This is a genomic window from Blastococcus sp. HT6-30 (assembly GCF_039729015.1).
Lineage (GTDB): Bacteria > Actinomycetota > Actinomycetes > Mycobacteriales > Geodermatophilaceae > Blastococcus.
In genome coordinates this window covers 132,716-154,027 of the sequence record NZ_CP155792.1, presented here as the reverse complement: position 1 = coordinate 154,027, position 21,312 = coordinate 132,716, and the positions used below count along the sequence as shown (strand labels likewise).

The window sequence follows — 21,312 nt, the reverse complement described above, 5'->3', positions numbered from 1 at the left end:
GGGCCACCGTGCAGGTCTGGCCGCCCCCTCCGCGGCTGCGGCCTGGGATGCTGGGAACCGTGCCGTCCCGCCTCGCTCGTCGCGCCGCCCTGACCGCCGCCGCCCTCGCCGGTCCGGTCGGCTGGCTGACCGCGGCCGCCTGGGGTCTGCCCACCGCGCTGGGCGCGCACCGCCGCCGGTTGCGCCCCGTGGTCTCCCGCTCGGCGCAGTTCTCCGACGGCAAGTTCCACAACCGGATGCCGACGCCGGCGCTCTCCCCCGCGAACACCCGCGACGGGCTGCTCCGGCAGTGGCACGAGGAGCGGCACGTGGGCCTGCCGGGCGGCCCGATCCCGCTGGCCTCCGCCGAACTGCCGGCCGACGCGGCCGAGCTCGCAGTTGCCTGGTTCGGGCACGCCAGCGCGCTGCTCGAGGTCGACGGTCAGCGCATCCTGGTCGACCCGGTGTGGGGCTACCGCGTCTCGCCGTCGCCGGTGTTCGGGCCGACACGCCTGCACGAACCGCCGACGGCGATCGAGGGCCTGCCCCCGGTCGACGCCGTCCTCATCTCCCACGACCACTACGACCACCTCGACCTGCCCACCGTCCGGGCCCTGCTGGCCACCCAGTCGGCGCCCTTCGTCGTCCCCCTGGGCGTCGGCGAGCACCTGCGCAAGTGGCACGTGCCCGAGGAGCGGATCGTCGAGCTGGACTGGGAGGAGACGCACGTCCTCGGTGGGCTGACCCTCACCTGCACCGAGGCGCGACACTTCTCCGGCCGCTACTTCCACCGCGACACCACCCTGTGGGCGTCGTGGGCGATCGCCGGGCCGCGGCACCGGGTCTTCTTCGGCGGTGACACCGGCTACACGCCCGCGTTCGCCGCGATCGGGGCACGGTTCGGCCCGTTCGATCTGACGCTGCTGCCGATCGGGGCGTACAACGACGCCTGGCACGCCATCCACATGGACCCCGAGGAGGCGATGCGCGCGCACGGCGACCTGGGCGGTCGGGTGCTGCTGCCGATCCACTGGGCGACGTTCAACCTGGCCTTCCACCGCTGGGCCGAGCCCGTGCAGCGTCTGCTGGCCGCCGCCGAGCGGACCGGCGCACGGGTCGTCGTACCGCAGCCCGGCGAGCGCATCGACGTCCTCGACCCGGCACCGCTGCGCGACTGGTGGACGGCGGTGGGCTCGGCGGCGCCCGGGCCGCACGAGGACGCCGGGCTCGGCTCGTCGGTGCTGGCGCGGACGATGACCCGGCTGCTGTCCCTGCTGCCGGGCTGATTCTCAGCGCAGGAGCTTGGACATCCGGCGGTCGGCCAGCGGCTTCCCGCCGGTCTGGCAGGTGGGGCAGTACTGCAGCGAGGTGTCGGCGAAGCTGACCTCCCGCACGGTGTCGCCGCACACCGGGCAGGGAAGGCCCGTGCGGGCGTGGACCTGCAACCCCGAGCGCTTCTCGCCCTTCATGGTGGCGGCCCGCTGGCCCACCTGGCGGTCGAGGGCGCCGGTGAGCGTCGCCCGCACGGCGTCGAAGAGGCGGACCAGTTCGTCGTCGGTGAGCTTGTCGGCCATCTTGAACGGCGAGAGCCGCGCCGCGTGCAGGATCTCGTCCGAGTAGGCGTTGCCGATGCCGGCGATGAGGGTCTGGTCGGTCAGCGCGCCCTTGAGCTGGCCCGAGCGGCCGGCCAGCAGCCGGGCGAAGGTGTCACGGTCGGTCTCCAGCGCGTCGGGACCCAGCCGCGCGATGCCGGGCACCTCGCCCGGGTGCCGGACGACGTAGATCGCCAGGCCCTTGCGGGTGCCCTGCTCGGTGAGGTCGAAGCCGTCGCCGTCATCCAGGTGGACCCGCAGCGCCAGCGGCCCCTTGCCCGGCTTCGGCGGCGCGGTGGGCAGGCCGGTGCGCCAGTGCAGCCAGCCGGCGCGGGCCAGGTGGACGACGAGGTGCAGCCCGCTGACGTCGAGGTCGAGGAACTTGCCGTGCCGGGCGGCTCCGGTGATCTGCAGCCCGGCCAGGGACGACAGCGGCGGGTCGAAGGTCTTGATCGCCTGGACCGCGGCCAGGTCCGCGCGCGCCAGCACCTGGCCGACGGCGTTCTCCCGCAGGAACGCCGCCAGAGCCTCCACCTCGGGCAACTCGGGCACCCGGCCATGATCGCGCGGATCGCGACGTCCCGCCGTCCCCGATCAGGCGGTTTCCGGCGGCGGCGTTGCGGCGGCGCGACGACCGGATGACGGCCACGACGACCTGGTGGAGACCCTGTTGCGGCGGCTTCCGGAGCCCTCGCGGACGAGTACACCTCCGTCCGTGGGCCCGTTCCACTGGGCACGGGCACGAGAGAGGGAGGTCATCGTGAACAGGTCCCGACTCGGTTTCCTGGCGGTCCTCGCCGGCGTGATCACGCTGCTGGGCGGCGTCCTCACCCCGGCGTCGGCCGCGGCCACCCCCGCACCGTACTGCGGTCTGGTGTGGGGCTCGCTGCCGGAGGCCAGCAATGCGGCCACCGCCGGCCTGAGCGTCACCGACGTGCGCGCCGGCCGGCACGCCTGCTTCGACCGCCTGGTCGTCGACCTGCGCGGTCCCGCGGCGGCGACCGGCTACGCGGTGCGCTACGTCGACGCGGTGCACCAGGAGGGCTCGGGCACCCCGGTCCCGCTGGCGGGCGGAGCGGCGCTCGAGGTCGTCGTCGCGCCCCGGCCTACGACGGGTACGGGCGGGCCACCTACCTCCCGCCCAGGCGCAACGAGGTCGTGGACGTCGACGACTTCCGCACGTTCGAGCAGGTCGCGTGGGCCGGCTCATACGAAGGAAGAACCACCCTGGGCATCGGCACCCGCGCCCGACTGCCGTTCCGCACCTTTCCGCTGCTCGGCACCCCCGGGGACGACGCCGTCCGCCTGGTGATCGACGTCGCGCACCGCTGGTGACCGGTCCGGCCCGGAAGAGGTCTGCGCACCGGCTCCACGCCGGTGTGCAGACCTCCTCGTCTCAGCCCTGGTGGAGCACCTCGACCACGACCCGGTCCGGGCCCTGCAGCCGGTACACCCGGAACGGGCGCTCGGCCGCGGCGCCGACGAACGATGCCATCTGCCCCTCGAAGACCGCGTCCAGCACGACCTCGCGCACCGCCGGGTGCCCCGCGACCACCGGATCGGGCCCCGCGTACGGGGGGATCCCGGTGTCCCCGGGCAGGCCCACCCCGGTGAGCACGAGCCGGAGGACCGCCTCCCCCGCCACGTCCACCGGGGCGCCACTGCCCGCCGACCGCGCCTCGGGCACGTAGCGGGCGTCCCAGCCGGGCAGCCCCGCGCCGTCCACCTCGAGGGTGACCCGGTCGAAGCCCTCGTGGCGGCCGACGCGGACGTCGGTCACGGTGACGGCAGCCCCGGGTGACGCCGCAGCCGTGTCGGGCCGGGTGTCGGCGACGAAGGGCGACGCCACGGTCGGCGGCGGCGCGCCGGGCGACGACCGGGGCTCGGTCGGGACGGGCTGCGGCACGGCGGTGGCGGGGTCCGACGGGGACGCCGCGGGCGGCGGTGGGGTGAGGAAGACGGCGTAGTCGGCCGGGAGCAACGGCGCGTCGGTGAGCGCGCCGGAGGGGAGCGGCGCCTCCACCGGCTCGCCACGGCTGGTCAGCAGGACCGCCTGCACCCCCGGCAGGCTCGTCGCGGTGAGCACGATCTGCGCCACGGCCCGGCGGCTGGACGACAGGGCCGCGGCACCGGCGAGGTCGATCGTCGCCGTGGCGCCGTCGATGCCGGCCACCGACAGCGTCATCCCCGTGGGCAGGGCGGTGGACAGCCCCTGGGCCCGCTCCTCCTCGGTCGGCCCGGCGGAGAGCGCCGCCAGCAATTCCTCCAGCCGCTCCTCGGTAGGTCCCGTGCCGCTCTCCCGGGCCCTGGGCACGAGCGCCTCGTCGGCGCCGACGAGGTAGGCCCAGCCACCGTCGCCGGGGACGGACGACGGCGCGGCCGTCGGCGCGGGATCCGGTGCGGCGAGCCCGTACGGGACGTCGGACGGCGCGATCGTGGAGGGGCCCTCCCCGGTGGGGACCCCGCACGCCGCCGTCACCACGAGGACCAGTCCCAGCCTGCCGGCGGCACCCAGCCGGCGCAGGCGCCTCACGTCGACGCCGCCGGCAGCGAGAGGACGAAACGGGCGCCCCCGCTCGGACTCGCGGCGCACCACGCCGCGCCGCCGTGCTGCGCGGTGGTCTCGGCCACGATGGCCAGCCCCAGCCCGGCTCCGGGCACCGAGCGTCGCGCCGAGCCGGGCGCCCGGGCGAAGCGCTCGAAGATCCGCTCCCGATCCAGGGGCGCCACCCCCGGACCGGTGTCGTCCACCGTCACCACGACCGAGCCCTCGCAGCGCCGGACCCCCACCCGGTCCGGCCCTCCCCCGTAGCGGTCGGCGTTGTCCAGGAGGTTGCGCACGGCCCGCTCCAGGCGCGCCTTGTCGCCGAGCACGGTGGTCTCGGGTTCGGGCCCGGCCTCCAGCAGGGCCACGGGCCGGCCGGTTTCCTCGAGCACCTCCCGCACGAGCGCCGTCAGGGACACCGGGACGGCGTCGGGCACGTGGCCGGCGCCGTCGAGCCACGCCAGCTCCAGCAGGTCGTCGAGGGTGATGCGCAGGCGCGTGACCTGGTCCTCCACCAGGGCGAGGGCCTGCTGGGCCCGTGGCGGCAGCTCCTGCCGCCGGGTGGCCAGCACCTCGACGCTGGTGGTGAGGCTGGTCAGGGGGCTGCGGAGCTCGTGGCTGACGTCGCCGACGAACCGGGCGTCCCGCGTGATCCGCGCTGCGAGGGCGTCGACCATGCTGTTGAAGGCGGCGACGATGCCCACCAGGTCGGGGTCGTCGGTCGCCGGGAGCCGGGTGGAGAGCTCGCCTCCGGCGATCCTCGTCGCGGCGCCGGCGACCTGCTCCAGCGGGTGGACGGCGCGCCGGCTGGCCCACGCCCCGAAACCGGCACCGGCGACGGTCGCCACGCCCGCGCCGGCGGCGAGCACGACCGCCAGCGTCCGCAGCAGCGTCTCCAGGTCGTCCAGCGGCGCGACCTCGTAGAACTCCACCCCCGCGCTGACCACGGGGACGGCGACGACGAGCCGCGGGCCGTCCGCCGTGTCGACCCGCACCGCGCCCGCCGCGCCGGTGGCCACCACCTCCTGGAGGGCCGTCGGCACGTCCCGGCCACTCACCTCCAGGCTCGAGGAGTACCAGTCCTCGCCGCGCCGGACGACGACCTCCGCATCGCCGAACGGGACGAGCTCGCCCAGCACCCGCCCGACGTCGGCGCCGGCGCCGGACAGCCGGTTGCGCAGCACCTCGGCGTCGGCGAACGCCTGCTGCGTGAGCGCCTGCTCGCGCTGCTCCACGACGAAGCTGCGGGCCAGCAGCCAGGTCGTGGTCACGAGCACGGCCGAGACCAGCAGCGTGCTGGCCGCGAAGCCCAGCACGATGCGGCGCCGCAGCCCCCGTCGCCCCGGGATCCGGCTCACCGGCGGCTCCGCACGCCGGCGAAGGTGCCCGTCACTGCGGATCCAGGCGGTAGCCGAGCCCCCGGACGGTGACCACCAGCCGGGGGCTGCCCGGATCGCGCTCGACCTTCGTCCGCAGCCGCCGCACGTGCACGTCGACGATCCGCTCGTCCCCGAAGAACCCGTGCTCCCACACCCGCTCGAGCAGCGCCTGCCGGCTGAAGACCCGCCCCGGGGCGCCGGCCAGCTCGCACAGCACCCGGTACTCGGTCAGCGTCAGGGGGACCAGCTCGGTCCCGCGGTAGACGGTGCCGCTGGCCTCCCGGAGCACCAGCGGGGCCGCGGGGTCGTGGTCGAGGACGACGCCCGCCCGGGTGCCGTCGGCCGGGGAGCCTGCCGGGGCAGCGGCGGTACGGCGGCGCAGGGCCCGCAGCCGGGCGGTGATCTCCTTGATCTGGAAAGGCTTGGTCACGTAGTCGTCGGCGCCCACCTCGAGCGCCTCGACGATGTCCTGGGTGTCCGCGCGGGCACTGACGACGACGACCGGGAGGTCGTGTGCGCGGCGCACCTCCCGGATGACGGCGAAGCCGTCCATCGACCCGAGCATCAGGTCGACGATCATCATGTCGGGCGCGGCGATGCCCACCATGCGGACGGCGTCCTCCCCGCAGGCGGCCTCGGCCACGTCGTACCCCTCGTCCTCCAGGGCCCACCGCAACGCAGTCCGGATGGAGTCGTCGTCCTCCACGATCAGGATCCGCAGCGACACGCGGCCATGCTGCCACCGCGGGACCGCGCCCCCGCCCGCGTCGGCCACCGTCATCCGATCGCAATGTCCCGACCCGGGAGATCGCAAAGTCCGGCGGCGAGGCTGCTGGGCGACCGTGCGGAACCGACCGCCGAGGAGACCGCCGTGCGCCCTGCCGACCGCGACCACCGGAGTGCCGGTCCCGACGACGAGAGCGGCTCCGGCGAGGTCGTCCTGCGGCTGACCGAGGAGATGCTCGCCGACGGCGTCGCCGACATCCGCTGGCTGCTGCACGACGCCCTGCTCACCGGTGCGCGACGGGTGGTCGTCGACGTCCGGGAGGTGGAGCACCTGTCGAGCCCGGCGGCGGCCAGCCTCCTCACCGCGCACCGGGCGTGCCGGGCCCGCGGCGGCAGCGTCGTCGTCCGTGGGGCCAACCGGCGCACCCTGGCCCTGCTGCGCCGGACGGGGCTGTGGCGGGTGCTGGGGCTGGAAGGCCTGGACCGCTCCGCCTGAAGTTCCGGTGAGCGCGGGCGGGGATCGTTCCTCGGCTCGGCCGGTGCCCACCGCGCTGCTCTGGGTCCGCAGGGACCTGCGGCTGCAGGACCACCCCGCGCTGCCCGCCGCGCTGGACGCAGACCCGGGCGGCGCGCTGGTGTTGCGGTCCGGCGATCCCGCGCGGGTGCTCCCCGGAGCTGGCTCGCGAGGTGGGCGCGACCTCGGTGCACGTCAGCGCCGACGCCGGCCCTTACGGCCGCCGCCGGGGCGACGCCGGGGACACCTGGCCGGGTCACCAAGTCCGACGGAACGCCCTTCCGGGTGTACTCCCCGTTCGGTGCCGGAGCCTCTCGTCGACCACGCCCACCAGCGCCAGGTGGCGCCGGACCGCTACGCCCGCGTCCGCGACCGCTGAGCTCCGGACGTCCCGGCCGGCTCAGCCCCGCAGCCGGGGGGCCGAGGCGGCCGGGTCGGTGACGGTGCCCGGAGCCGCGGCCAGGGCCCGCGCCCACGCCACCACCCCGTCGACGTCGACCCGGTGGAGTGGGGAGGCCGCGTACCCGGCGACGTTCCCCGCGCCGCGTTCGAGCAGGGTGGTCGCGCCGCGCTCGTTGCCCCGCGCGGCGTGGGTCAGGCCGACGGCGAGCTGCGCCAGGCCGCGCCACAGCTGGCGCTCCTCCTCGGGCGCGGACTTCCAGGCGTCCTCGAGGACCTCGTGCGCGTGGAAGGGGCGGCCGGCGTCGAGCAGCGCCTGGGCCTCGGCGAGCGCCACCTCCGGCGCCCGGACGACGCCCTCGGGAGCGCGCTCCTCCCCCACGGCGCCACGCGGCAGGGGACGCCCGAGGGCGTCCCGCGGCCGTGCGTTGCGGGCCCGCCCCTCGCCGTCGCGGTCGCGCTCGTCCATGCCGCCATCCTGCCCGCGCCCGGCGGGCGACGCCTCGGGGGCCGCCGGCGGGACGGAACCGACGACGATGCGGCCCCGCGCCGCACTCGGGTGTCTCAGTGGCCCGTGGAGGGCTGGACAGCCGACCGGCGCCTAGCGTGCAACGCGTGACCGCCCCGCACCACGACCTGCCCTCGCACGACCTCGGCGCCCACTGGCGCGCGGTCCGCCCGCGGCCGCCGGGGCGACACCTGGACAGCGCCGCCTCCAGCCGGCAGAGCCACCGTGCGCTCGAGGCCGCGGCGCACCACGCCCGGCACGAGGCGGAGCTCGGCGGATACGTCGCCGAGGCCGCCGCCGACGACCTCCTCCAGCAGGGCCGCTCGGTGCTGGGTGGGCTGGTCGGCATGGCCGCCGCCGACGTCGCCTTCCTGGAGTCCGCCCAGGCGGCGCTGGTCGCCCTCCTGGACGGCTGGCGGCTGCCCGCCGGGGCACGGGTGGCCTGCCTGCCCGGCGAGTACGCCCCCAACGTGGCGCAGCTGCGGGCCGCCGGCCTGCAGCCGGAGCCGCTGCCCGTCGACGGCCTGGGCCGGGCCGACGTCGAGGGCGTGGCACGGCTGCTCGCCGCCGATCCCCCGCGCCTGGTGCACCTGACGCACATCGGGAGCCACCGCGGGCTGCTGCAGCCGGCGCGCGAGATCGCGGCCCTGTGCCGGGAGGCCGGCGTCCCGCTGGTGCTGGACGCGGCCCAGTCGCTGGGGCACGTGGACGTCGACCTCGGCGCCGACGTCGTCTACGGCACTTCGCGCAAGTGGCTGGCCGGCCCCCGCGGCGTGGGGATGCTGTTCGTCCGCCCCGTCATCGCCGCCCAGCTGGTCCCGGTGCTACCGGAGCCCCCGGGCGTTCCGCCGATCCGGGCGTTCGAGTCGGGGGAGGCGCACGTCGCCGGCCGGGTCGGCCTCGTCGTGGCCGTCGGCGAGCACCTCGCGGCCGGTCCCGACCGGGTGCGTGAGCGGCTGGCCGCGCTCGGCCGGACCACCCGGGAGCTGCTCGACGGCGTCGCCGGCTGGCGGGCCGTGGAACCGACCGGGGAGCCGACGGCGACGACGACGCTGCGCCCGCCGGACGGCGTCGACGTGGTCGAGACGCGCACCCGGCTGCTGACCGAGCACGGGATCGTGCTGAGCGCGATCGGGCCGGAGCGGGCGCCGGGCGAGATGACCGGTCCGGTGCTGCGGGTCTCCCCGCACCTGGACGCGACGGTCGATGACCTCGAGGCGCTCGCCGCGGCCCTCTGAGGCGCGCCGTCAGCCGGGGGGGTACTCCAACCCCCGCGGGCAGCCGAAGAACTCCCAGTGAGCAACGAAGGACTGCCCACGGTCCCTGGCCGCCCCGACCCAGCGTCGTACAGCCTGGGGCCCTGCTCCGCCACGTGACGGAACAGGGCCCCAGGCTGTGGGCGCCTCCCCAGGGCGACGACCACTGCACGACCACTGCTATCCCGCGGGCCGACCGGGCGGACGCGAGACCACCTCGAGGCGGTCTCGGTACCGGCAGCGCCGGCGCTCCGGCGGGACCGGCGCGCGGCGGGCCTCGAACGGCCCGGCGACCTCGCCGGTGGACCCCCGCCCGGGTCACCGCCATGGCCTCTGCAGGTGAAGCCAAACGCACGAAGGGGCCCCAGCACGGATGCTGGGGCCCCTTCGGGAATGGTTGTCCGGCGGCGTCCTACTCTCCCACCCCGTCTCCAGGGCAGTACCATCGGCGCTGAAAGGCTTAGCTTCCGGGTTCGGAATGTGACCGGGCGTTTCCCTCTCGCCATGGCCGCCGTAACTCTGTGAACCTGTCGAACCAACTGGTTCGTGCGTTCAGAACCGCACAGTGGACGCGTAGCAAAATTTGTGACCCTGACCTGTCACAGACCCCGATGGATGTGGGTGTGTGTGGTCAAGCCCTCGGCCTGTTAGTACCGGTCAGCTCCACACCTTGCGGTGCTTCCACTTCCGGCCTATCAACCCGCTGGTCTGGGCGGGGGCCTTACCCGGTTGACCCGGTGAGAGACCTCATCTTGAAGCGAGCTTCCCGCTTAGATGCTTTCAGCGGTTATCCCTGCCGAACGTAGCTAACCAGCAGTGCACCTGGCGGTACAACTGGCACACCAGAGGTTCGTCCGTCCCGGTCCTCTCGTACTAGGGACAGCTCTTCTCAAGTCTCTTACGCGCGCGGCGGATAGGGACCGAACTGTCTCACGACGTTCTAAACCCAGCTCGCGTACCGCTTTAATGGGCGAACAGCCCAACCCTTGGGACCTACTCCAGCCCCAGGATGCGACGAGCCGACATCGAGGTGCCAAACCATCCCGTCGATATGGACTCTTGGGGAAGATCAGCCTGTTATCCCCGGGGTACCTTTTATCCGTTGAGCGACACCGCTTCCACATGCCGGTGCCGGGTCACTAGTCCCAGCTTTCGCTCCTGCTCGACCCGTCGGTCTCGCAGTCAAGCTCCCTTGTGCACTTGCACTCGACACCTGATTGCCAACCAGGCTGAGGGAACCTTTGGGCGCCTCCGTTACATTTTGGGAGGCAACCGCCCCAGTTAAACTACCCACCTGACACTGTTCCTGATCCGGATCACGGACCGAGGTTAGACATCCAATTCGACCAGAGTGGTATTTCAACGGCGACTCCACGAACACTGGCGTGCCCGCTTCGCAGTCTCCCACCTATCCTACACAAGCCGAACCGAACACCAATATCAAGCTATAGTAAAGGTCCCGGGGTCTTTCCGTCCTGCCGCGCGTAACGAGCATCTTTACTCGTAGTGCAATTTCGCCGAGCCTGTGGTTGAGACAGCTGAGAAGTCGTTACGCCATTCGTGCAGGTCGGAACTTACCCGACAAGGAATTTCGCTACCTTAGGATGGTTATAGTTACCACCGCCGTTTACTGGCGCTTGAGTTCTGAGCTTCGCACACCGAAGTGCACTAACCCGTCCCCTTAACGTTCCAGCACCGGGCAGGCGTCAGTCCGTATACATCGTCTTACGACTTCGCACGGACCTGTGTTTTTAGTAAACAGTCGCTTCTCACTGGTCTCTGCGGCCACCCACCGCTGCCCACCGCAAGGATGTTGACAGTAGATGGCCCCCCTTCTCCCGAAGTTACGGGGGCATTTTGCCGAGTTCCTTAACCACAGTTCGCTCGATCGCCTCGGTATTCTCTACCTGACCACCTGAGTTGGTTTGGGGTACGGGCCGCTCGGAACTCGCTAGAGGCTTTTCTCGGCAGCATAGGATCATCCAATTCGCCTCATTCGGCTATGCGTCGGGCCTCACCCTGTGTGCGACGCGGATTTACCTACGTCACGGGCCACACCCTTGCACCGGTACTACCACTCACCGGTAGGACTACCTTCCTGCGTCACCCCATCGCTTGCCTACTACCAGTCCGGGTCCCCAGCTCCACCGGATTACCCACAAGTGGGCGCACCGGCTTCGGTGGGTTAGCATCGCTGGGTTCAGCATGGGCGTTCCTTCGCGGGTACGGGAATATCAACCCGTTGTCCATCGACTACGCCTGTCGGCCTCGCCTTAGGTCCCGACTCACCCTGGGCGGATTAGCCTGGCCCAGGAACCCTTGGTCTTCCGGCGGGGGAGGTTCTCACTCCCCTCTCGCTACTCATGCCTGCATTCTCACTCGTGTGGCGTCCACGGCTGGATCACTCCGCCGCTTCCACCGCCACACGACGCTCCCCTACCCATCCACACACCTGGCCGGCACCCCGAAAGGCACCAGCGGGCGAACGTGTGAATGCCACGGCTTCGGCGGTGTGCTTGAGCCCCGCTACATTGTCGGCGCGGAACCACTTGACCAGTGAGCTATTACGCACTCTTTCAAGGGTGGCTGCTTCTAAGCCAACCTCCTGGTTGTCTCTGCGATCCCACATCCTTTTCCACTTAGCACACGCTTAGGGGCCTTAGCCGATGATCTGGGCTGTTTCCCTCTCGACTACGAACCTTATCGCCCGCAGTCTCACTGCCACGCTCTCACTTACCGGCATTCGGAGTTTGGTTGACGTCAGTAACCTTGTGGGGCCCATCGGCCATCCAGTGCTCTACCTCCGGCAAGAAACACGTGACGCTGCACCTAAATGCATTTCGGGGAGAACCAGCTATCACCGAGTTTGATTGGCCTTTCACCCCTACCCACAGCTCATCCCCCAGGTTTTCAACCCTGGTGGGTTCGGTCCTCCACGCGGTCTTACCCGCGCTTCAACCTGGCCATGGGTAGATCACTCGGCTTCGGGTCTAGAGCACGCGACTCAAACCGCCCTGTTCGGACTCGCTTTCGCTACGGCTTCCCCACACGGGTTAACCTCGCCACGTACCGCTAACTCGCAGGCTCATTCTTCAAAAGGCACGCAATCACCCCAGCCCCGAAAGGCTTGAAGCTCTCACGGCTTGTAGGCACACGGTTTCAGGTACTATTTCACTCCCCTCCCGGGGTACTTTTCACCTTTCCCTCACGGTACTTGTCCGCTATCGGTCACCAGGGAGTATTCAGGCTTAGCGGGTGGTCCCGCCAGATTCACACCGAATTTCACGGGCTCGGTGCTACTTGGGAAACAAGCTCGGGAGAGACTGAGTTTTCGTGTACGGGGCTATCACCCTCTACGGCGACCCCTTCCAGAGGCCTTCCACTAACACAAGTCCTTTATGACTCCCTGCACCCCCGGCAGAGGATGCTGAACTGTCCCACGACCCCGACCACACAACGCCTGCCGGCTATCACATGCGATCGGTTTAGCCTCTTCCGCTTTCGCTCGCCACTACTCACGGAATCACTGTTGTTTTCTCTTCCTGTGGGTACTGAGATGTTTCACTTCCCCACGTTCCCTCCACACGCCCTATGTGTTCAGGCGCGGGTCACACCACATGACTGGTGCGGGGTTCCCCCATTCGGAAATCCTCGGATCAACGCTCGGTTGACAGCTCCCCGAGGCTTATCGCAGCCTCCTACGTCCTTCATCGGCTCCTGGTGCCCAGGCATCCACCGTGTGCCCTTAACAACTTGGCCACACAAAAATCCCGCCCCACACCCCCGGAAGGAAATGATGAGACGGGCCTACAAACTCGAAACTCTGCTAATCAGAGTCAGAAGATGCTCGCGTCCACTGTGCAGTTCTCAACGTACGACCAGCCACCCCCCACACCATCCCCGCCAGACCCACCCACCCCACACAAGGGACACGGTGACGGTACGAGAACCAGGAGGCCCTGACACGAAGAAACGGACCAACCCGCTCCCTCAGGACCCAACAGCGTGCCTACGACCAACCCACCCCTCCCACCCCGTTCCCCACACCCACCCCATCCCGAAGGACAGAGCAGACGCCGTACTAGGAGCAGCAGCAGCTGCCGGCCGAACTGGTCAGCGTTCCACCCTCGAGCACCACCCCAGGAACTGTGCAGCCCACCGGTAGTGGCGGACCGTCATGCCCTGAGCGCGGCTCTGGACCACACCCCACAGGGACGCGGCCAGTGCTCCTTAGAAAGGAGGTGATCCAGCCGCACCTTCCGGTACGGCTACCTTGTTACGACTTCGTCCCAATCGCCGATCCCGCCTTCGACGGCTCCCTCCACAAGGGTTGGGCCACCGGCTTCGGGCGTTACCGACTTTCGTGACGTGACGGGCGGTGTGTACAAGGCCCGGGAACGTATTCACCGCAGCGTTGCTGATCTGCGATTACTAGCGACTCCAACTTCATGAGGTCGAGTTGCAGACCCCAATCCGAACTGAGACCGGCTTTTTGGGATTCGCTCCACCTTACGGTATCGCAGCCCTTTGTACCGGCCATTGTAGCATGTTTGCAGCCCTAGACATAAGGGGCATGATGATTTGACGTCATCCCCACCTTCCTCCGAGTTGACCCCGGCAGTCTCCTATGAGTCCCCACCATCACGTGCTGGCAACATAGAACGAGGGTTGCGCTCGTTGCGGGACTTAACCCAACATCTCACGACACGAGCTGACGACAACCATGCACCACCTGTGCACGGCCCTTACGGACCCACCATCTCTGGAGGATTTCCGTGCATGTCAAGCCTAGGTAAGGTTCTTCGCGTTGCATCGAATTAAGCAACATGCTCCGCCGCTTGTGCGGGCCCCCGTCAATTCCTTTGAGTTTTAGCCTTGCGGCCGTACTCCCCAGGCGGGGCGCTTAATGCGTTAGCTGCGGCACGGAGACCGTGGAATGGCCCCCACACCTAGCGCCCAACGTTTACGGCGTGGACTACCAGGGTATCTAATCCTGTTCGCTCCCCACGCTTTCGCTCCTCAGCGTCAGTTTCGGCCCAGAGACCCGCCTTCGCCACCGGTGTTCCTCCTGATATCTGCGCATTTCACCGCTACACCAGGAATTCCAGTCTCCCCTGCCGAACTCAAGTCCGCCCGTATCGACTGCAGGCCTGAGGTTGAGCCTCAGGTTTTCACAGCCGACGCGACGAACCGCCTACGAGCTCTTTACGCCCAATAATTCCGGACAACGCTTGCACCCTACGTATTACCGCGGCTGCTGGCACGTAGTTGGCCGGTGCTTCTTCTGCAGGTACCGTCACTCTCGCTTCGTCCCTGCTGAAAGAGGTTTACAACCCGAAGGCCGTCATCCCCCACGCGGCGTCGCTGCGTCAGGCTTCCGCCCATTGCGCAATATTCCCCACTGCTGCCTCCCGTAGGAGTCTGGGCCGTGTCTCAGTCCCAGTGTGGCCGGTCACCCTCTCAGGCCGGCTACCCGTCGTCGCCTTGGTAGGCCACTACCCCACCAACAAGCTGATAGGCCGCGGGCCCATCCCCAGCCGATAAATCTTTCCACCACCAGACCATGCGGCCAGCGGTCATATCCGGTATTAGCCCCAATTTCTTGGAGTTATCCCAGAGCCAGGGGCAGGTTGCCCACGTGTTACTCACCCGTTCGCCACTGATCCCCCCGCAAGCGGAGTTCACCGTTCGACTTGCATGTGTTAAGCACGCCGCCAGCGTTCGTCCTGAGCCAGGATCAAACTCTCCGTAGATGATCTGATCGCAGCTGAGAACCGAGAGCTGACACTCTCGATATCAATCAACCAAAGGAATCCCAGCCGGCCCGAAGACCGGCACGGGGTATTACTTGGCACTGACTTTCGGCACGCTGTTGAGTTCTCAAGGAGCGGACGCGCAGACACTCGACCCTTCCGGGCCTCGTCCCTGGCTGGATGTCCAACTCTACGCCGGTTTCCAGCAGCCCGTCGAGCGGGGGGCTGGTCCGGCGGCCCTTCCGGGCCGCGCGGCGCAAAAAGAAAGTTACACGCCCCCACCAGCCCCGTGCAACCCGACCCCCCGGTGACGCCCGACACGTCCCCGCCACGTCTTTGTCACGCGCCGTTCACGCGGGGCCGAGGGGCTCAGCCCAGGCGGGCGGCGGTGACGCAGGGGCGTCGCGGCCTGGGACGGCGGCCCCTTCCCGGCGACCGGCCGGTTCACGCGACGCCGCAGGGGCGGAACTGGACGCTCACGCGCGGTCCGATCGGCTTCGTGGTCTTCGGGATGCAGTGCTCCCAGGTGCGCTGGCACGAGCCACCCATCACCACGAGGTCGCCGTGGCCCAGCGGGAAGCGGAGGGAGTCGCCGCCGCCCATGGGGCGCAGCAGCAGCGGACGAGGGGAGCCGAACGAGACGATGGCGACCATCGTGTCGCTGGAGCGCCCGCGCCCGATGCGGTCGCCGTGCCAGGCGACGCTGTCCCGACCGTCGCGGTACAGGCACATCCCGGCGGTCACGAAGGGCTCGCCCAGCTCGGGCCCGTAGTGGCGGTTCAGCTGTGCCCGGGCCTCGCTCAGGAGCGTGTGGGGCAGCTCGTCCCGGCCGGAGTACCAGCGCAGCAGGCGCGGCACGGCGACCTCCCGGTCGTACATCTGGCGGCGGTCCTCCCGCCAGCCGATGTCACCGAGCAGGACGTCGAGCACCTCGTCGGACCCGGAGACCCAGCCCGGCAGGTGGTCGACCCAGGCCCCTCGGCCCAGGGCGTGGCGGGTGACGCCCTCCAGCGGCGCGAGCGTCGCCTCCTCGGCGAGGTCCCACATCGAGGGCTGGTGTGCCAGCGTCATACCGGCACGCTACCCGGACTTTTCGCACATGTGTGCGAAAAGCTGTGGACGGAGCTCACTCAGGCGGCGAGGGCGAGGGCGAACGGGAGGACGGCCGATGCACCGGCCCGGCGCAGCTCGCGCCCGGCGACGGTCACGGTCCAGCGCGAGTCGGCGAGGTCGTCCATCAGGAGTACCGGGCCGTCCACCGACGCGAGGGCCTCGCGCAGCTCCGGGCCGACGACGATCCGGCCCCACACGGCGGCGAGCCGAAAGGCGCTGTTCCCGCCCGGCTGCCCCGTGGGCCCGCCGTGGGCGAGCGAGAGTTCCCCCAGGTAGGGCAGCCGGCCCATCCGCGCCAGCCCCTGCGCCACCCCGCGCACCAACTGGGGACGCCGGCGCGACGGCACGGCCACCACGGCCGCCGGGCGCTCCTTCCAGTCCCAGGCAGCGAGCACCCGGCCGCAGGCCCGCAGCAGCTCTTCATCCGGTGGGACGTCGGAGACGGAGCGGCGCACGGGCACGTCGAACGCGGCGTCGGGGTCCTCCTCGATGCTCGGCGCCTCGAGGTCTAGCTCCACCACGCCGCCGACGCCGTCGTCCCCCAGCAGGGAGCGCAGCCGCTGCCCCCAGCCCAGGTCGGTGAGCCGGGCGACGGCACGACCGGTCTCCAGCTGGTCGGAGGGCGGGATCTTGCCCTTGACGTCGACGCCCAGCCGGTCCGCGCCGGTCGGCCACATCGCCCGTGGGGCCAGCTCCACGCCCGGCCGGTCGAGGGCGGCGGAGGCGGCGTCCGCCGCGGCCTCGGGGACATCGGTGGCGTACCAGGGGCCGGCGCAGACGTCACAGCGTCCGCAGGGCGCGGCCGTGGGGTCGTCCAGCGCGGACTGCAGGAAGGCCATGCGGCACTCCGCCTCGTCCACCGGCTTGGCGTAGGCCAGCATCGCGCGCTGCTCGGCCTCCCGGGTGCGCGTGACGCGGGCGTAGCGGTCGGCGTCGTAGACCCACGGCCGCCCGGTCGAGCGCCAGCCGCCCTGCACCCGCTCCACGGCGCCGTCGACGGCGAGCACCTTGAGCAGCAGCTCGAGCCGGGAGCGGCGCACGTCGGCCACCGTCTCCAGCCGGGCCACCGACCACGCCTTGCCGTCGGCCATCGCCGTGAGCACCGCCGCGGCGTGGTCCTCCCGCGGCATGGAGGACGTGGCGAACCACTGCCAGATCGCGATGTCCTCCGGCCCGGGCAGCAGCAGGACGTCGGCGTGCTCGACGGCCCGGCCCGCGCGGCCGACCTGCTGGTAGTAGCTGACCGGGGAGGAGGGGGCGCCCAGGTGGACGACGAACCCCAGGTCGGGCTTGTCGAACCCCATGCCGAGGGCCGAGGTGGCAACCAGCGCCTTCACCTCGTTCTTCCGCAGCGCCTCCTCCGCGTCCTTGCGGTCGGCGTCGTCCAGCCGGCCGGTGTAGGCCCGGACCTCGTGTCCGGCGCCGCGGAGCAGGTTCGCAGTCTCCTCGGCCGCGGCGACGGTGAGGGTGTAGACGATGCCGCTGCCCGGCAGATCGCCCAGGTGGGCAGCCAGCCAGGCCAGCCGCGCCCGGTCCGACGGCAGCCGGAGCACGCCCAGCCGCAGCGAGTCGCGGGAGAGTGGGCCACGCACGGTCGTCACCTCGACGCCGCCGGCTCCCAGCTGCTCCGCGACGTCGGCCACCACGCGCTCGTTCGCCGTCGCCGTGGTCGCGAGGACGGGTGTGCCGTCCGGCAGCGTGCCCAGCAGATCGCGGATGCGGCGGTAGTCGGGGCGGAAGTCGTGCCCCCAGTCGGAGACGCAGTGGGCCTCGTCGACGACGACGAGCCCGCACCGGGCGACCAGGCCGGGCAGCTGCTCCTCGCGGAAGCGGGGGTTGGTGAGCCGCTCCGGGGAGACGAGCAGGACGTCGACGTCGTCGGCGGCCAGGCGGGCGGCGATGTCGTCCCACTCGGTCACGTTCGCACTGGAGATCTCGACCGCGCGGATGCCGGCGCGGGCGGCGGCGGCCACCTGGTCGCGCATCAGGGCCAGCAGCGGGCTCACCAGCAGCGTGGGCCCGGCGCCGCGGCGGCGCAGGAGCGCGGTGGAGACGAAGTAGACGGCCGACTTGCCCCAGCCGGTGCGCTGCACGACCAGCGCCCGTTGGGAGCGCTCGACCAGCGCGGCGACCGCGGCGTCCTGCCCCTCGCGGAAGACCGCGTCGGGCCGGCCGGTGAGCTCCCGGAGGATCTCCAGGGCTTCGTCGGCGATCGAGGACGGCGGTGCGGCGGTGCTCATGCCGACGACAGTAGGCACCCCGAGGGACGAGAACGGGTGCCCGCGCGCGGCCTGGGGACGACGGTGGAGAATCCCCAGGCGATGGCACACCAGGGGCAGCTTCCGGCCGACAACCACGTGCACAGCCACTGGTCGTGGGACACCCCCGACTCGTCCACCATGCGCAAGGCCTGCGAGCGGGCGATCGCCCAGGGCCTGCCCGCGATCGCCTTCACCGAGCACCTGGACTTCACCGTCTGGCACGACGAGGACCGGGCCACCGAGGAGGGGCTGGTCGACCGCAACCCGGCGCACCAGCTGCCGATCGACGTCGAGGGCTACTTCGCCGAGCTGGCGGAGGTCCGGGACCGGTTCCCGGAGCTGCGGATCTGGTCGGGCATCGAGACCGGTGAGCCGCACCTGTTCGCCGCGAGCATCGCCCGCCACCTCCAGGACTCACCGGTCGACCGCGTCCTCGGTTCCCTGCACTCGCTGTCCGACCAGGGCCGGCTGGTCGGCGTCGGTCGGCTGCTGCACGTCGACGCCGACGCCACGATGCGCCGCTACCTCGGCGAGATGGTCGGGATGATCGAGAGCAGCGAGGTCTTCCAGGTGCTGGCGCACGTGGACTTCCCGCGGCGGTACTGGCCCGGCGGATCGCACCGGTACGTGGAGAAGGACTACGAGGCGGAGTACCGGGCGGTGTTCCACGCGCTGGCCGCCAGCGGCCGCGCGCTGGAGATCAACACGAGCAGCCCGCTCGCCTCGGCCGACCAGGTGCGCTGGTTCCGCGAGGAGGGCGGCGAGGCGGTCAGCTTCGGCAGCGACGCGCACGCCCCCACCGCGGTGGGCCAGAAGTTCGACCTCGCGGTGGCCGTCGCCGAGGCCGCCGGGTTCCGGCCGGGACGCGACCGGTTCGACTTCTGGCGCCGCTGACCGTCCCCCCTCACGCCGAGACGACCGCGCCCTCAGGGCGGGTCCGGGACCAGGCCCAGAAAGCCAGGCCCACGACCAGCGACCAGAACGCCGACCCGATGCCGCCCACGGTGATGCCGCTGATCGCCACGAGGAAGGTCGCGACGACGGGGATCCGGTCCTCCGGTTGCGCCAGGGCTCCGCTCAGGGACGAGGCCAGCACCGGCCAGAGCGCCAGGCCGGCAGCCGCGGCGGGGAGCTCGGCGGGGGCCGTGACCACGAGCGCGGCGACGGCGGCGGAGACGAGCGCGAACCCGACGTAGGCCAGCCCCGCGGCGCGAGCGGCCCGGTAGCGGCGTCCCGGGTCGGCGTCCGCCTCGGGACCGGCCGCCAGGGCGGCGCTGATGGCGGCCAGGTTGATCGCGTGACCACCGAACGGCGCACCGAGGACCGTCCCGGCTCCGGTGACGGCCATGGCCGGCCGCCAGGGCGCCCGGTAGCCGTGGGCGGCCAGCACGGCCATGCCCGGCACGTTCTGGGAGGCCATGGTGACCAGGAACAGCGGCAGCGCGAGCCCGATCACCGCAGCGGAGGCGAAGTCCGGCGTCGTCCACTCCAGGGTGGGGACCAGGGCGGCGGCCGGGACACCCCCCTCGCGCCAGGCGAGCCACCCGATGATGCCGAGGGTGAGGGCGAAGGCGGCCGGCACCGCCCAGCGCGGGGAGAACCGCAGCAGCACCGCCCAGACCAGGACCACCGGCGCCACCAGCCAGGGCATCTCCAGCGCGGAGCGGACCGGCTGGAGGCACAGGGGGACGAGCACGCCGGCCAGCATCGCCTGGGCCAGCACCGGCGGGATGGCTGCGATCGCGCTACCCAGCCGGGGCCACCCCGCGGTGAGCAATACCAGGGCGCCGACCAGGACGAAGGCGGCGACGGCCACCGGCCAGGACGGCGCGGCGGCGGTCGCCAGCAGGGCCGCGCCGGGCGTGGACCAGGCCACGGTGATCGGCATCCGCGTCCGCTGGGCCAGCAGCACGGTGGCGATCCCCATGGTGAGCGACAGGACCACCAGCCCCGAAGCCGCCTGCCCCGGCGTGGCCCCGACCGCGCGGAGGCCGGTGAGCACGACGGCGAAGGAGCTCAGGAACCCGACGAGTGCGGTCACCAGCCCGGCGACGGTCGTCGACGACGGGGCGGCGGGCACGGCTCGGAACGCTAGCGGAGCCGCCCTGACGCAGACCGCCACCGCAGGCGGACGGCCGGGAGCGGGTGGCCGACGTCACCTCCGGGCCGGATGGCCGGTCCCGCAGACGGTCGCCGCCGGGGCAGAGGTGCGCACGTCAGCCCCGGGTGCCGCTACCCCGAAAGCGGACCTCGAGCCGGCAGCCGTCCCCAGGTCCTTCACCGCTAAGGAATTTCCGGCTAGGGTCGGCGGGGTGACGTCGAGCCGCGTGGTCATCGCCCTCGGAGGCAACGCCATGACCGGAGCCGACGGGTCGGCGACGCCGGCGGCCCAGCGCGCCGCGCTCGCCCAGGCGGCCACCCACATCGCCGCCGTCGTCGCCGCAGGCGCCGAGGTGGTGATCACCCACGGCAACGGCCCCCAGGTGGGCAACCTGCTGGTGAAGAACGAGCTGGCCGCGCACGAGGTGCCGCCGGTGCCGCTGGACTGGAACGTCGCGCAGACACAGGCCACCATCGGCTTCACCCTCGCCGACGAGCTCGACGCCGCCCTGCGGGCCCGTGGCCTCCCGCAGCGCACCGCGGGCCTGATCACCCGGACGCTGGTCGACGCCGACGACCCGCACTTCGCCGAGCCGTCCAAGCCGGTCGGCCGCTACCTCCCCCGCGAGAAGGCGGACCGGTTCATCGCGCTCGGCCAGACGTGGGAGGACCGCGGCGACCGCGGTTGGCGGCGGGTCGTCGCCTCCCCGGAGCCGAAGGCCGTCGTCGACTCCGCGGCGATCCACGCGCTGGCGGGGGCCGGGTTCGTCGTCGTCTGCGCCGGCGGAGGCGGCATCCCCGTGGTCGATGACAGCCGCGACCACGACCGGGTCCGGTCGCCGCTGCACGGCGTCGAGGCCGTCATCGACAAGGATCTCACCGCGGCCATCCTGGCCCGGGACGTCGAGGCCGACACCCTGGTCATCGCCACCGACGTCACGAACGTGATGGTCGACTTCGGCACGCCGGACCAGCGCCCGCTCGGCCGGATCACCGCGGCCCAGATGCGCGAGCTCGCCGCGGTCGGCCAGTTCGCCCGCGGCTCGATGGGCCCGAAGGTGGAAGCAGCTCTCCGCTTCGTCGAGGCCGGCGGCGCCCGCGCCGTCATCACCTCGCTCGAGCACATCGCCGACGCCGTCCGTGGCGACGACGCCGGCACCGTCCTCACCCACTCCTGAAGGGAACCC

The 21,312-nt window shown here is 71.4% G+C and carries 14 protein-coding genes and 3 rRNA genes; 6 read left to right on the top strand and 11 right to left on the bottom strand.

Going from position 1 to position 21,312, the window contains the following annotated elements:
* The first annotated feature begins 59 nt into the window (after positions 1-59).
* Positions 60-1,265, top strand: coding sequence for an MBL fold metallo-hydrolase (locus ABC795_RS00700; protein ID WP_347058866.1), 1,206 nt, complete (start codon positions 60-62; stop codon positions 1,263-1,265).
* Between the two features lie 3 nt (positions 1,266-1,268).
* Here ABC795_RS00700 and ABC795_RS00695 read toward each other — a convergent pair whose 3' ends face one another.
* Positions 1,269-2,123 carry a DNA-formamidopyrimidine glycosylase family protein gene (locus ABC795_RS00695; RefSeq protein WP_347058864.1) on the bottom strand — a complete coding sequence of 285 codons (855 nt, stop codon included), beginning with the start codon at positions 2,121-2,123 and terminating at the stop codon, positions 1,269-1,271.
* 606 nt (positions 2,124-2,729) lie between these two features.
* On the opposite strand from ABC795_RS00695, the gene ABC795_RS00690 reads away from it, so the two are divergent.
* Entirely contained in the window at positions 2,730-2,906 is a 177-nt protein-coding gene (locus ABC795_RS00690) for a hypothetical protein (RefSeq protein WP_347058863.1), read from the top strand.
* Between the two features lie 61 nt (positions 2,907-2,967).
* Here the strand turns inward: ABC795_RS00690 and ABC795_RS00685 are convergent, their stop codons facing one another.
* From ABC795_RS00685 to ABC795_RS00675, 3 genes are read right to left on the bottom strand one after another with little or no spacing between them, the layout of a single operon-like run.
* Entirely contained in the window at positions 2,968-4,104 is a 1,137-nt protein-coding gene (locus ABC795_RS00685; RefSeq protein WP_347058862.1) for a GerMN domain-containing protein, read from the bottom strand.
* Entirely contained in the window at positions 4,101-5,474 is a 1,374-nt protein-coding gene (locus ABC795_RS00680; protein WP_347058861.1) for a HAMP domain-containing sensor histidine kinase, read from the bottom strand. The genes ABC795_RS00685 and ABC795_RS00680 overlap by 4 nt, the downstream gene beginning before the upstream one ends.
* Positions 5,475-5,505: 31 nt before the next feature.
* The gene (locus tag ABC795_RS00675) at positions 5,506-6,222 is read right to left on the bottom strand and encodes a response regulator transcription factor (protein WP_347058860.1); all 717 of its coding nucleotides are present in this window, start codon (positions 6,220-6,222) and stop codon (positions 5,506-5,508) included.
* 144 nt (positions 6,223-6,366) lie between these two features.
* Here ABC795_RS00675 and ABC795_RS00670 point away from each other — a divergent pair, with 144 nt between their 5' ends.
* Positions 6,367-6,717: an STAS domain-containing protein gene (locus ABC795_RS00670; RefSeq protein ID WP_347058859.1), complete on the top strand. Its 351-nt coding sequence runs from the start codon at positions 6,367-6,369 to the stop codon at positions 6,715-6,717.
* Between the two features lie 418 nt (positions 6,718-7,135).
* On the opposite strand, the gene ABC795_RS00665 is transcribed toward ABC795_RS00670, so the two are convergent.
* Positions 7,136-7,603, bottom strand: coding sequence for a DUF309 domain-containing protein (locus ABC795_RS00665; protein ID WP_347058858.1), 468 nt, complete (start codon positions 7,601-7,603; stop codon positions 7,136-7,138).
* Between the two features lie 146 nt (positions 7,604-7,749).
* Between ABC795_RS00665 and egtE the strand changes: the two genes are divergently transcribed.
* Positions 7,750-8,880 carry an ergothioneine biosynthesis PLP-dependent enzyme EgtE gene (gene egtE / locus ABC795_RS00660; protein ID WP_347058857.1) on the top strand — a complete coding sequence of 377 codons (1,131 nt, stop codon included), beginning with the start codon at positions 7,750-7,752 and terminating at the stop codon, positions 8,878-8,880.
* 417 nt (positions 8,881-9,297) lie between these two features.
* On the opposite strand, the gene rrf is transcribed toward egtE, so the two are convergent.
* From rrf to ABC795_RS00635, 5 genes are all read right to left on the bottom strand, one after another.
* Positions 9,298-9,414, bottom strand: a 5S ribosomal RNA gene (rrf, locus tag ABC795_RS00655).
* A 111-nt stretch (positions 9,415-9,525) separates the two neighbouring features.
* Positions 9,526-12,657, bottom strand: a 23S ribosomal RNA gene (locus ABC795_RS00650).
* Positions 12,658-13,132: 475 nt separating this feature from the next.
* Positions 13,133-14,651 (bottom strand): 16S ribosomal RNA (locus ABC795_RS00645).
* Together the 16S, 23S and 5S rRNA genes form the textbook arrangement of a ribosomal RNA operon.
* 444 nt (positions 14,652-15,095) lie before the next feature.
* The gene (locus ABC795_RS00640) at positions 15,096-15,722 is read right to left on the bottom strand and encodes an alpha-ketoglutarate-dependent dioxygenase AlkB (protein WP_347058856.1); all 627 of its coding nucleotides are present in this window, start codon (positions 15,720-15,722) and stop codon (positions 15,096-15,098) included.
* A 59-nt stretch (positions 15,723-15,781) separates the two neighbouring features.
* Positions 15,782-18,004 carry a DEAD/DEAH box helicase gene (locus ABC795_RS00635; protein WP_347058855.1) on the bottom strand — a complete coding sequence of 741 codons (2,223 nt, stop codon included), beginning with the start codon at positions 18,002-18,004 and terminating at the stop codon, positions 15,782-15,784.
* Between the two features lie 36 nt (positions 18,005-18,040).
* Between ABC795_RS00635 and ABC795_RS00630 the strand changes: the two genes are divergently transcribed.
* On the top strand, positions 18,041-18,919 hold the full coding sequence (locus ABC795_RS00630) for a PHP domain-containing protein (protein ID WP_347058853.1): 879 nt from the start codon (positions 18,041-18,043) through the stop codon (positions 18,917-18,919).
* A 10-nt stretch (positions 18,920-18,929) separates the two neighbouring features.
* Here ABC795_RS00630 and ABC795_RS00625 read toward each other — a convergent pair whose 3' ends face one another.
* Positions 18,930-20,105 carry a benzoate/H(+) symporter BenE family transporter gene (locus ABC795_RS00625; protein ID WP_347058851.1) on the bottom strand — a complete coding sequence of 392 codons (1,176 nt, stop codon included), beginning with the start codon at positions 20,103-20,105 and terminating at the stop codon, positions 18,930-18,932.
* Between the two features lie 232 nt (positions 20,106-20,337).
* On the opposite strand from ABC795_RS00625, the gene arcC reads away from it, so the two are divergent.
* Entirely contained in the window at positions 20,338-21,303 is a 966-nt protein-coding gene (arcC, locus tag ABC795_RS00620; protein WP_347058850.1) for a carbamate kinase, read from the top strand.
* Positions 21,304-21,312 lie beyond the last annotated feature (9 nt).

Bases quoted from the DNA above. Each gene is read 5' to 3' on its own strand.
- ABC795_RS00665 (WP_347058858.1), bottom strand. From the start codon at position 7,603: ATGGACGAGCGCGACCGCGACGGCGAGGGGCGGGCCCGCAACGCACGG.
- ABC795_RS00640 (WP_347058856.1), bottom strand. From the start codon at position 15,722: ATGACGCTGGCACACCAGCCCTCGATGTGGGACCTCGCCGAGGAGGCG.
- ABC795_RS00635 (WP_347058855.1), bottom strand. From the start codon at position 18,004: ATGAGCACCGCCGCACCGCCGTCCTCGATCGCCGACGAAGCCCTGGAG.